Origin of the sequence: Vibrio pectenicida (assembly GCA_024347015.1) — a bacterium.
Lineage (GTDB): Bacteria > Pseudomonadota > Gammaproteobacteria > Enterobacterales > Vibrionaceae > Vibrio > Vibrio pectenicida.
Genome location: AP024890.1, coordinates 1,061,765 through 1,074,128, shown reverse-complemented (window position 1 = coordinate 1,074,128; position 12,364 = coordinate 1,061,765). Strand labels below are relative to the sequence as shown.

Below are 12,364 nucleotides of genomic sequence, written 5' to 3'. Positions count from 1 at the left end.
GTGGATTCTGCCACCTTTGGCTTCGGCTAAATTGCGCTAGGGTGTGGGATCATAGATGACGATGTTAAAATAATGTTTTTAAGTGATCTTTAACGGCCTTTATATAGTCTTCTCGTGCGACTGGTACGATTTGCGACGAGTCTAAGAACATTTCTGCGTATTTTTGGTCAATTTCATGTTCAAGGAAGAGAAGGTATAGCTTAGGATCAATATGTCCTGATGTGGCCATATGGGTCATTATTTTAAGTGATTCGGAAAGGTTTTTGGCCTTTTTGTATGGCCTATCACTGGATGTTAATGCTTCGAATACGTCAGCAATTGCCATGACACGGGCTGGGATCGAAAGCTCATTTTCACTTAAACCTCTCGGGTAGCCTTGGCCATCGATTCTCTCATGGTGCCCACCCGCAATTTCTGGAATGTTTTTGAGATGTTCTGGGTAGGGAAGGCAGCCCAGCATCGTTAGGGTTTGAATGATATGATCGTTAATCATAAAACGTTCCTCATCATTCAGAGTTCCGTAACGAATCGATAGATTGTAAAGCTCTCCACGATGGTATTTAAGTTTACCCGGTTCTAGGACAAACTTTTCTGTCCAAACATCTTGTGGACTTTCACCTTTAGACCAAGGTATTTCATGAACTTTTTTATCGCTCAGTATCGATTCTAAAACAGGGAGTGGTTGTTTCTCTCCTGCACGTTGTTTTTCTATCCAAGATACGCCAGCTTGATCATCGAGCGTCCTTTTCCATTGCCTTTGCGCGATCTGCTTAAGTTTGTCGATGGCGCTCTCGTCCATTTGTTCACTACCAATGTTGCATTCGGCAATAAAATGGAACTCCTCATCCAGCGAGGTTTGTGTTGCTTGAAGTGTTTTCTTTAAGCTAGCAGCGTCACCTCCATTATGTAGACCTTGCCAATAATCGACTTCTGCTTGAACTTTAAGGAGCTCGAAGCGCATTCTTACTTCGTGTATGCGGTCATAAATAGTTTCAAGCTTGGTCGCCTTATCTATCACATATTCAGGTGTTGTGACTTTTCCGCAATCATGAAGCCAAGCTGCCAGATTTAATTCTTCCCATTGGTCTTCAGTCATCGCGAACTGCGGGAAATAGTCTTTATCTTTGTGGGCTACATTAGTTAACATTTGGGTTAGTTCAGGTACGCGTTGACAGTGGCTTCCTGTGTACGGTGATTTGGTGTCAATCGCGGAGGCGATAAGTTCGATAAAGGCATTCATCATATCTTTTTGCTGCTGCATTTGATGAATGTTTTCTTTAGCAATTTCAGCAAAACTCAAGAGTTCTTTTAAGAAAGCATGTTTATCACTTTGTTCTTTAGTAATGGCTCTTTCATAGCCAAGAAGCAATACTCCGACAAGTTGAGATTCACGATTAAGCAAAGGGAAGAAGTAGACATCTGAGTTATAGAGATTATCGATATATCGACTGAAAGCGTTATCACTGCGGTTCAAGTGGACAATTTCACCTTGGCGTAAATCCTTTTCAAGCCATGCTGTATCTTTAAGAAATTCATTGATATCGATTTTAAATGGAATGATGGCGTGATTTGCGACAATGTCAAAGCTGTTCTCTTTTTCCTGTACAGAGAACAGAACAATAGTTTCAGCGCGAGTGACCAGAAAGCTTTGATGAGTGATGGTTTTACCTAGAACGGAAAAATCTTTGTTACTGGCGGTTTCACGCAGCAAGCGGAGAAGGTCATGTAATGTATGCTCCATTAATTCAATAGATTCAGTAAGATTGGAAACTTCACGAATTAAGCTCTTCGGATAGCGAGTTTTTTTGAAATCAAAACGAGCGATATTATCAGTCAGTTGGACTAGATTCTGTAAAGGGGTTGATAGTTTGGTTGCGACTAACCAAACGGTCATGAAGCTTATGACCAGCATTGCTATCGCTACACTTATCTGTCTGTTTCGCATTGACAATAAATCGCCAAGTAATTCTTCTTGTGGAATGGCTTCCGCGAGAAGAAGGCGAACATGTTCGTTTAACCACACAGGTGTCAGCGTAACAGACCAACTTTTCCCGTCTCGTTCAATGACTTCGTAGAGTGTTTGAGTGCTATGCCGATTTAGAATAGGCTCAAATAAACTATCTTGAATAGCTTGTTGAACCGTTTCTTTTTCTTGGTCTAGATCAATATTGGTTTGATGCTGTGCCAATGGCCGAAACTGAGTGTCGAATAAAGCAACTTGAGTCGTTTTAGAAAGACTAAGGTCAGCAATTTGATCGGATAGTGAAGAAAGTGTGAAGTCTGCTGCTACGACTTCCTGACCATCTGGGGAGCGGCGAGACAAGGTTACGCCATTGGTCTTTAGGAAATAAAAAAAGTAGGGTTCAGTTAGACGTATTTCTCCATCGGACTCTGCATTGATGTACCATGGCCTGACTCTCGGGTCGAATTCATTATCGTTGGTTTTCTTATAGCCAATTCGGTTGTAATCATAATCGAAGAAATGAAATTCATTTAGACCTTCAGCCTTTGTGAAATTGATCATAATACTTGCATTAGGTGGAGCCTCAAACCTTTCTCTTGATGGCTTGTCATGCAATGGACGAAGCATGGTAAACCCGCCATGTTCGTTTGCGTAAAATAATGCAACAAGGCCTTGGTTTCTCTCAAATATAAGATTGGCTGAGGCGAGGAAACGTTTTGCTTTTATAGGCGGCTCTCGTTCATTAATCACAGCACTAAGGGCCATAAAATCGAGCGTGGTTAGTATTGGTGCAGCGCGCACCTTAAAAGTTGACTCAAGTTTGCGACTGTTCTCGTTACTTAGCTCTTTCGCACTGACAGCAAGAAGTTCTTGAGAATGATAGTAACTAATAGAGATCAGAACCACGCCGACTAGTGTAGTCAGAACAAGGAATAAGCTTGTGATGTGGATACTGAGAGAATAGTGGCGTTTCTTCATTTAATTACCATTTAGTGGTTACCTAATAAGTATCGACCAATATACCAATCATGCAAAAGTAAAGATTAATGACTTAACATTTGTGTCCCTAGTTTGATGATTTTCAAATTAAATTGCTGTTATATCGGCTATAACTATTATAGAAATAGTTGAATGGAAGTGATGAAATGTTAACTCGGACGTATCAAGTTGAAGTGTTAGCGACACCTGAGGTGGTTTGGCAAGTGCTAACGGAAAAGAATTTATATGAACAATGGGCAAAAGCCTTTTCGCCACGATCGCAATTTGAAGGTGAGTGGGAAGAGGGTAACAGTATTTACTTTTTCGACCCAGATCTTGGCGGTACTCGCGCTATCATTGATCGAATAGAGGAATATAGAGAGATTGAATATACCCATGTCGCTATTTCTAACCCTGAGCACGTAAAAGACCTTGATAGTGATACTGCACAAAAATGGATAGGGACTCGTGAGCATTATCAGATAACTCCTAACCAAGAATCTGTGAGCTTGAAGGTGGTGATTGATACACATCCAGATTTTGTCGATATGCTTGATGAGGGATGGAAGAAAGCCTTCCCATTGATAAAGGTAATAAGTGAGCAGCAAGGTCGTTAGTTTGGTAAAGTGCGGTTTTACTCTGTAATCAAATCAAGCAAGACCATATAATGAAAAAAATAATTATTGCCCTTACATTTATATTCTCGATTCAGGCTTTTGCATCGGACTTTGATTTGAAAGCCACCATGAAACAAATGAAGATTGAGTTTAAACAAGCAGCACAAGCGACGACTGTCAGTGATATGAAAATGTCTGTAGACAATATGTCACAACTCGTTGAGCAAGCTAAGAAGGGGGATTACCCACCAGAAAAGTTTGACACTTACTTTGAGGGTTTTAGCAAACTCTCTACGACCTTAGACAAGATTGAATTACAACTTGATGCAGGAGATCTTACTTCAGCTCAAAAATCATTGCGTCAAGTGGATGAACTTCGTATTGAATATCATGATAAACGCAACCCAAGTATCTGGAGTAAGATATTTGGCTAAGATGATCCCCGTTCATGAAACTTGGGGAGTTAAACCTGAATCCAATCTTAACCATGTTGATTTTAACCATGGCAGTGAAAAGAACTGCCGTGGAATCTTGAACAATCTGTATTGCCTGAGTCCACTGGGTATATATACGTGGCGCAACTGCTCGTATAGTCGCTGTGGTTTTTCCACTAGATGCAGTGGCTATTATCTTATTTGGACTAATTGATTGGTTTGTTTTCAATTCTAAAAATTAATTAGGTATTTAATCAAATAAGGCCACATTTTAGTGGCCTTATTTTTAATTTTAAGGTGACTACTTAACTTTCCAATTGACCACTTCGCCTGCTCTGATTGGTACAACAATATCTTGACCAAACGGCATTGACTCTGGTGCATACCACTCTTCATTTATGAGTGTTATTGTATCTAAATTTCTCGCAAGACCGTAGAAATCTGGTCCATTATGGCTTGCAAAGGATTCCAAGTTCTCTAACTTACCCTCTTGCTCAAATACTTCTGCGTATAGTTCTAGTGCCGCATGCGCCGTATACGAACCCGCGCAACCACATGCTGCTTCTTTCATTCCTTTGGCGTGTGGAGCAGAGTCCGTACCTAAGAAGAATTTCTTACTACTACTGGTGGCGGCGGTAATTAAAGCCGCTTGGTGAGTATTACGTTTTAAAATGGGCAAGCAGTAGAAATGGGGCTTAATCCCACCGACGAGCATATGATTGCGGTTATAGAGAAGGTGATGAGCAGTAATGGTTGCAGCAACATTATCGTTAGCGCTATTGACGAAGTTTACGGCATCGGCAGTTGTAATATGTTCAAGTACAATTTTGAGGTTTGGGAAGTCGTTTACGATTGGTGAAAGAACGGTATCAAGAAATTCTTTCTCGCGGTCAAAAATATCCACATCGTGGTGCGTTACTTCTCCATGAACGAGTAGCAACATTCCGACTTCCTGCATAGCTTCAAGTATGGGATAAATATTTTTTGCTGAGGTGACGCCTGAATCTGAATTGGTTGTTGCTCCAGCAGGGTAGAGTTTTGCGGCAACGACTTGGCCACTTGCTTTGGCTTTTCTTATCTCATCAACGGAAGTATTGTCTGTAAGGTACAAAACCATCAGAGGCTCAAATTGCGAGCTGGGCTTCTGAGCCATAATTCGCTCACGATATGCAATGGCCATTTCGGTGTCAGTAATCGGTGGGATGGTATTTGGCATAATAATAGCTCGGCCATTGTAGCGACTTATGTCGCGCACAGTGTCTGCCAAGACATCGCCATCGCGCAAGTGAACATGCCAGTCATCGGGACGAGTGATCGTAAGTGTTGTCATTATTGCTCCCACCATAGTTTTAGTTGTCTGATTGGAGCCTAAACGAAAGGGATAAGTGTGAAGGCAAACGCTTACGTTTAGGCGACAGGATGATAGAGCAAAGTGCTGGTAAATGCATCTATTTTTTCGTGTCATGGATTGTACTTAGCGAACCCAATGAATTTTAGCGTTAGTTTTTATCAATGTTCACATCCAGATAACAAACCTCACAATACTTAGGTATAATAGCAAAAATAATTAAATCCTTAGGGATAGCAATGTCAGCTCCAAGTCTCTCACAAATAAACGTTTATCCGGTTAAGTCTTTAGGTGGTATTACTCAGTCTACTTGTTGGGTTGAGAAACAAGGTCTTATGTTTGATCGCCGTTTTATGCTAGCGTTAGCCGATGGTTCCATGGTGACAGCACGAAAGTACCCCCAAATGGTAACCATCCAATCAAGCTTAACAGCTGATGGTTTAATTTTTGTTGCCGAAGGTAAACCACCGCTCAAGTTACGATATGCTGATTTTAAAATGCAAGAAGCGCCAGCTCAGGTTTGGAAGGATAACTTTACTGCATACACGACAACGGATGAAGCCGACGATTGGTTTAGCGATGTATTGAGCTTAAGGGTTGAACTGCTTTTTAGTGGTGAGCAATCGAACCGGGTGCGAGAAAATGTAGGGCACAATGTCAGCTTTGCCGATGGTTACCCCATGCTGGTAATTGGGCAAGGTTCACTTGATGAACTGAATCGCCGCAGCCCAGAACAGCACTCTATGGACCAATTTCGCTCAAATCTTATTGTTTCAACCACCGCGCCTTTTGAAGAGGACAGTTGGAAGCGTATTCGGATTGGTGAGGTGGAGTTTGAATCTGTAAAGCCTTGTGAACGTTGTATCTTGACCACTATTGATGTTAGTAAAGGTAAACTCCGTGAGACTAAAGAGCCACTTAAAACTCTGTCTCAATTTAGAGCAAATGAGCGAGGCGGTGTGTTTTTTGGTCAAAACCTTGTCGCTAAGAATGAAGGCATGATCCGACAGGGTGATATGGTTGAAATTTTGGAGTACAAGGACAAAGAGTCCTACCCAGATAATTCACCCAAGCGGTTTAGTATGACGTGTGTTGAAAAAGAGCCTTTAGCTCGGGATTTTGTGACTTTCTGGTTAGAGCCCGAGCCAGGGGTGACACCCAGCTATTTACCAGGTCAACATCTGCCGATTTCGGTAAAAATAGGCGATGAACATATCGCAAGGCGTTATACATTATCATCCAGTCCATCAAGGCCAGGAAAATTGGCGATTTCAGTCAAGCGTATAGACGAAGGCAGAATATCTAATTGGCTTCATGATCATTTTAACCTAGGAAACACATTGGTGTGTGAGTCTCCGCAGGGCAGCTTTCATCTTGGAGAGCAGTATGATAAGCCAATCTTGCTGTTGTCTGCGGGAAGTGGTGTAACTCCTATGCTATCTATGCTTAGATATTTGTCTGATAACGACCAAGCTGATGATGTGTTTTTTTATCATCAATGTCGAAGTGTCGAAGATATTCCATGCCAGCCGGAGCTTGATGAATTAAAGCGCAAACATCCCGGTTTAAGAGTATTAATTTCTTTATCTCAACCGCCTGCTGATTGGTTTGGCTTGAGAGGTCGCTTGTCGATGTCTCATCTTAAGCAGATAAAAGAGGTAGAAAAAAGACAGGTTTTTGTCTGTGGCCCAGATGGGTTTATGCAGAAAGCCAAAAACTTGTTACTTCAAAAAGGCTTGGCTGAGGAGTGTTATCATCAGGAAGCATTTGGAGTGTCACAAATTAGCACTAAACCATTTGAAGAGCTTCAATTGAGCGTCAATGGTCGCGTGTTTACTGGAAATAACCGAAAGCCACTGTTAGATCAAGCTGAAGATGCTGGAATAAGTATTGCGAACAGTTGTCGAGCTGGTTTGTGTGGAGCATGTAAAGTCACTGTTGAATCAGGCAAAGTACATCAGCCTGATGTGCCTGGATTACAGGACTCTGAACGCAACATGGGTGTTGTACTGGCTTGCTGCTGTGTACCTGAAACAGATATTGAGATCACTAGCTAGGAGGTTTTGTCTAGGTAGTTTGGTGATTAAATAGAGAGCGCTTATTGTCAAAATACGCTCTCTTTATTGTTATTCGTTAGCCGCTGATTATACGACCACTTGTAATATGGTTTCATTATCCTTGGCGTAATTCTCGATTTCTTTGGGGGCTTTTTGATCGGTAATTACAAGGTCTACATCTGCAATTGTACCTAATTTAACCATGGCGTTGCGGCCAAATTTGCTATGGTCAACACCGAGAAAAACAGAGCGGCTATTTTCAATAATAGCGCGTTTGACTCGTACTTCATGGTAATCAAAATCAAGTAGAGATCCATCATAATCAATACCGGATATACCTAATATACCAAAGTCCAGTCTAAACTGTGATACAAAATCAAGAGTGGCTTCCCCTGTCACACCGCCATCTTTACCTCGCACTTCACCCCCAGCCAAAATGACTTTAAAGTCAGGTTTAGACATTAAAATTGTTGCAACATTAATATTATTGGTCACGATGCGTAAATGATGATGATTGCTAAGTAGGGCACGAGCGATAGCTTCTGGTGTTGTCCCAATATCAATGAATAAAGTCGCCCCATCTGGAATGTGTTTCACTAGCTCAAGTGCAATTTTTTCTTTCTCTTTGTGATAAGCAACTTGACGAGTTTGATAGGAGGAGTTTTCTGCACTTGATGTGATGGTTGCGCCACCATGGTTTCTGCGGATCTTATTTTCATCGGCTAATTCATTGAGGTCTCGGCGGATAGTTTGGGGGCTGACGTTGAAACGCTCCACCAACTCATCAGTGCTAACAAAACCTTGTGTCTGAACAAGTTCGATGATTTCTTGATGACGCTTAATGGCTTTCACTAACTATGTCCTTATGTGAGGGAATGGCGCAAGTTTACGTTTTACGTCAGCTAAAGCAACGTTTTATGCGGGGTAATGTTCAAATAATATAGGCTTTATGGCAATATTTATACAGATAGCCAAATATATTGAATAGAGTAAGGTTGACTTTTACCTGTGGTTTTTTGTCGATTACCCAAAGTTTGCGATAGCCCTAATATGGAGTACAAATCCTTGACTACACTTTTGAATATAATAACTAATATACGATGTTTATATGGCATCTATTAACCAGCGTCAGGTAATACTATGAATCAAATAACCACGAATACTCGGCCTAATAAGGTGTCGGTTGTTGCGAGGCAACCAATCATCGATATGAACAAAGAGCTGTTTGCCTTTGAGCTATTGTATCGAGAAGGTGACACTAACGCGTTTAATACTCCTTACGAACAGAGGGCTACTATGCGTTTATTGTCGGAGCAGTTTCTCACCTTTCAAAAGCGAAACCTCAGTGATAAGAAGGGCTTTGTTAATTTTGAATATATTGACTTGATAGAAGGCGTGCCCTGTGATTTTTCTCCTGATGATATTGTGGTTGAAGTGTTAGAGACGTGTTCACCAACTCAAGAGTTATTTGATGCTATTGTTGACTTAAAACAAAAGAACTACCTTGTTGCGTTAGATGATTTTGTACCATCTCCCGCATGGGGCCGTTTTTATCCGCTCGTTGATTTTATTAAGCTTGATGTAAGAGAGTTATCATTCAAACAGTGCGCAAGTATTATTCGTGATTTTAAAAATTCAGATATTCAATTTATCGCAGAGAAAGTTGAAAATCACCAAGAGTTTATCCAAGCACAGAAATGTGGGTTTCACTTATTCCAAGGGTATTTTTATCAAAAACCTGAAGTGATCAAAACGCAAAAGTTAACAGCATCGGCTATGGATATCTTTAAACTTTCAGCTTTGGTAGCCAAAAAAGATATCGATCTGCTAAAAGTTAATCAAATTGTTGAACGTAACCCTGTACTTTCTGTACAATTACTAAATTTTGTCAATAGTGATTCCAGAGTGAATTCAAGAATTGAAAGTACGATGCAGGCACTGTCGTATCTTGGTGGAGATAGGGTGCGCAAATATGTCACCTATTCAATGGCCTCAGCACTTTCTCCAAGCAAACCATCTATTTTAGTTAGAAATTTACTGACACGAGCCAAACTTATGGAGTGCCTTGCTCAGTATGTAAAAGTTCCTTCTGTAACTGAATCTGCGTATTTGTGTGGGATGTTGTCTTTGATTGAGGGCTTGCTGGATATGGCCTTAAAGGATGTGCTTGCATCTCTAACACTTTCAGATTCAATTGTTTCTGCTTTAGTTAATAAAGAGGGCATGTTAGGAGATCTACTGGGTATTGCAGAAGCGATTGAGAGGTCAGACTGGGAATCCCTTGAACATTTACAATCTAAAACATTATTAGACGATAAAACGATAATGTCGTGCTTAGACAAGGCAAATAATTGGATAAACGACTTTGCCGCGTAAATGAATATAACTATATGCATGGTTATAAAGGCTCACTGGATAATTAAGTGAGCCTTTTTTATTGCAGTATCATGACACGTTATGCCACTTTGAAACGATTGACCAAATCTTGCAAGCTACCTGATACTTCAGCAAGTCCTAGTGCGGCACAATCAATCTCTTCAGATGCATTTCTAAGATCACCCGATGAATCTTTTACATTTGAAATGTTTCTGTTGATTTCATCGCAACTCACTTTTTGTTCTTCAGTGGCTGCCGCTACAGTGGCATTGATGGTCGCTAGTTCATCGATTTTTGCACTTAAATTACGTAGGTTAACACTCACACCGTTGACAAGGTTTATACCTTCTTGAGCCGAATGATTACTTCGTTCCATTGAATTAACTGTTGATCGTGTTACCTCGGACAAGCGAGAAATATTGCTTTGTATATCGACTGTGCTGTTTTGAGTTTTGGTTGCAAGCTGCCTCACTTCATCGGCTACGACAGCAAAACCTCGCCCACTTTCGCCTGCTCTTGCAGCCTCAATTGCTGCATTTAAGGCAAGTAGGTTAGTTTGTTCAGCAATACCTGTAATTACCTTCAAAATATTGTTAATTCTTTCTACTTCATTTTGCAATTCTGAAAGGGTTTCTGCAGAAGATTGTACTTCATGCCCGGTTTTTTCGACGAATTGGGCAGCTTGCTGAGCTTGTTCTGAGTTCAGCAATGCACTTTCTCGACACTGATGTGTATAGTCAGAAGCGGTAGCGCTGCTCTGCGATACTTCCAGCAAAGCTTCGTTAAATTGAATCATTGACTCTGTTACGTTACTCGCTTGTAGTGTTTGATCTTCCGCCGCTTTGTATGAGTTGTCTGTAATCTTGCTCAGTTGTTTACTAGAGTGTGTAATTACATCGGTACTTGTTTTTACCGAATCAATAATCACTTTTATTTGTTCGATAAAGGTGTTTACACTTTGTGTTAAAGAGTCGAACTCAGGAATATTAGACATTTTAAGACGGGTGTTTAAATTGGCATCCCCAGAGTTCAGCTCGTAAAATTGATGTCTGAGTATACTAAGTGGTTTAAGCAAGTAGCGAACTAAAACGATGGAGATCACCCAAAAAACAATGATCATAACAATAGTGGTGGCAGTACCTGCTGAAATAATATAATTACCGAGTTGCTCTTTGGGTGCGAAAGCTTCTTTTTCGTCGACTTCAGACATGATAGCCCATGTGTGGTTGGGTACTTTTACAGGGCCATAGGCTGATAATACTGGAACGCCGCGATAATCTTCGAATATATCAAAACTGTTGATGCCTCTTAGTGCTTCGGTTACGCCCGGAGTATTCACCGGTTGCAAAGAAATACTGGTATTTTTTAACTCAATGTCCTTAGCCGCAGAGATCCCTTTTTTACGAATAGTATCAAGGTATGCGCTTTTGTCTTCTATTAGGAATCGACTTTCATTGCGTAAAGTACCGTCAGAGCCCACTAGGTATGTCTCACCTGTGTTACCAAACCCTCGGTCTTTCCACTGACCTCCTTGTGTCATAATTTTATTGAGTTCATCAATTGGCATCTGGAATATGAGTACGCCGACAAGGTTCCCTTTGTCAACAATAGGGGTCGACATAAAACTTGCTGGTGCGTTATAAGAGGGGAGGTAAGGTGCAAAATCAGTTAGGAATACTTCACCTTTTTTGAGTGATAATGCCTGTTGAAAAGCCTGTCCTATTCCTGAATTAGTATATGGACCATTTTTTAAGCTTGTTGCAAAGTCGAGTTCTTTAAAAACGCTATAAACAATGTGGCCGCTTTTGGGGTTTACGATAAATATGTCATAGTAACCAAATGTTTGTAGAAACTGACGAAAAGTATCATGATAATGTTCATGTTCTCGAGCATATCTTGAAGAGTTCTCCAGTACTGTCAAATTATCTTTGTTGCCGAGAGGATTAGGGTTGTCGGCAATAAAATCAAATTGCATGTTATAGGTTAAATCCGATAAGCCAGAAAACATGTCAGTAACCTTGACTTTATCTTGATTTAACTGGCTATATTGAACGGAAAACTCTTTAGTATAATATTCATTAACTGTAGTTTTGAGCTGCGAGTCGCTGAGTTTTCGTATTGGTTCATATGCTGAGAAGGCTTGCGTGAAATCAACAGCAGCTTCTCTTGTTGCTACATTGTTAGCCATAGAAGTGATTTGTCCTTCTATATCTGAGAAGTAGTTTTCTACCTCGGCTCGAACAAGTTCTTTTGTTGCCGTTAACTTTTCTTGAGATTGCTGGAGCAATACTGAGCGCATTTCTTCCATCGACAAATAGGTACTAATGGATGTACTTGCCCCAAGAGAGAGGGCGATTGCACCTAATATAGCGAGTATGAACCTGAGCTGTAGTGACATTATGAATCCCCATCTTTCTTATCGTATGGTGTTTTTCAGAGCGTAAGAAAACTATAGGCATCAAGTTTCATCATTGGTGTTTAACATTGAAATTTTCGTTTGAAAATGAGACTTTGGAGATGTTTTGTAACGTGTATTTTAAGAGGTAAAGGTCTAGCGATAGCCTTGGTTTACATTTTTTTCAGGGCATTTG

The 12,364-nt window shown here is 40.6% G+C and carries 8 protein-coding genes; 4 read left to right on the top strand and 4 right to left on the bottom strand.

The genetic code is table 11. From position 1 onward, the window contains the following. Nucleotides 1–64 precede the first annotated feature (64 nt). Nucleotides 65–2,941, bottom strand: a complete 2,877-nt coding sequence (locus tag OCV27_RS19795) for an HD domain-containing phosphohydrolase (RefSeq protein WP_125320789.1) — start codon at nucleotides 2,939–2,941, stop codon at nucleotides 65–67. A gap of 167 nt (nucleotides 2,942–3,108) precedes the next feature. Between OCV27_RS19795 and OCV27_RS19790 the strand changes: the two genes are divergently transcribed. Both OCV27_RS19790 and OCV27_RS19785 read left to right on the top strand, forming a co-directional pair. Further along, on the top strand, nucleotides 3,109–3,558 hold the full coding sequence (locus OCV27_RS19790) for an SRPBCC family protein (protein ID WP_125320788.1): 450 nt from the start codon (nucleotides 3,109–3,111) through the stop codon (nucleotides 3,556–3,558). A 50-nt stretch (nucleotides 3,559–3,608) separates the two neighbouring features. Continuing rightward, nucleotides 3,609–3,992: a cytochrome b562 gene (locus OCV27_RS19785; RefSeq protein WP_125320787.1), complete on the top strand. Its 384-nt coding sequence runs from the start codon at nucleotides 3,609–3,611 to the stop codon at nucleotides 3,990–3,992. Nucleotides 3,993–4,293: 301 nt separating this feature from the next. Here the strand turns inward: OCV27_RS19785 and pyrC are convergent, their stop codons facing one another. Then, entirely contained in the window at nucleotides 4,294–5,322 is a 1,029-nt protein-coding gene (pyrC, locus tag OCV27_RS19780) for a dihydroorotase (RefSeq protein ID WP_125320786.1), read from the bottom strand. A gap of 257 nt (nucleotides 5,323–5,579) precedes the next feature. On the opposite strand from pyrC, the gene OCV27_RS19775 reads away from it, so the two are divergent. Beyond that, entirely contained in the window at nucleotides 5,580–7,397 is a 1,818-nt protein-coding gene (locus OCV27_RS19775; protein ID WP_125320785.1) for a hybrid-cluster NAD(P)-dependent oxidoreductase, read from the top strand. An 87-nt stretch (nucleotides 7,398–7,484) separates the two neighbouring features. On the opposite strand, the gene OCV27_RS19770 is transcribed toward OCV27_RS19775, so the two are convergent. After that, entirely contained in the window at nucleotides 7,485–8,249 is a 765-nt protein-coding gene (locus OCV27_RS19770) for a DeoR/GlpR family transcriptional regulator (protein ID WP_125320784.1), read from the bottom strand. Between the two features lie 288 nt (nucleotides 8,250–8,537). Here OCV27_RS19770 and OCV27_RS19765 point away from each other — a divergent pair, with 288 nt between their 5' ends. After that, nucleotides 8,538–9,773, top strand: a complete 1,236-nt coding sequence (locus tag OCV27_RS19765) for an EAL and HDOD domain-containing protein (RefSeq protein WP_125320783.1) — start codon at nucleotides 8,538–8,540, stop codon at nucleotides 9,771–9,773. 79 nt (nucleotides 9,774–9,852) lie between these two features. Here the strand turns inward: OCV27_RS19765 and OCV27_RS19760 are convergent, their stop codons facing one another. Next, on the bottom strand, nucleotides 9,853–12,171 hold the full coding sequence (locus tag OCV27_RS19760; RefSeq protein WP_125320782.1) for a methyl-accepting chemotaxis protein: 2,319 nt from the start codon (nucleotides 12,169–12,171) through the stop codon (nucleotides 9,853–9,855). Between the last annotated feature and the right edge of the window lie 193 nt (nucleotides 12,172–12,364).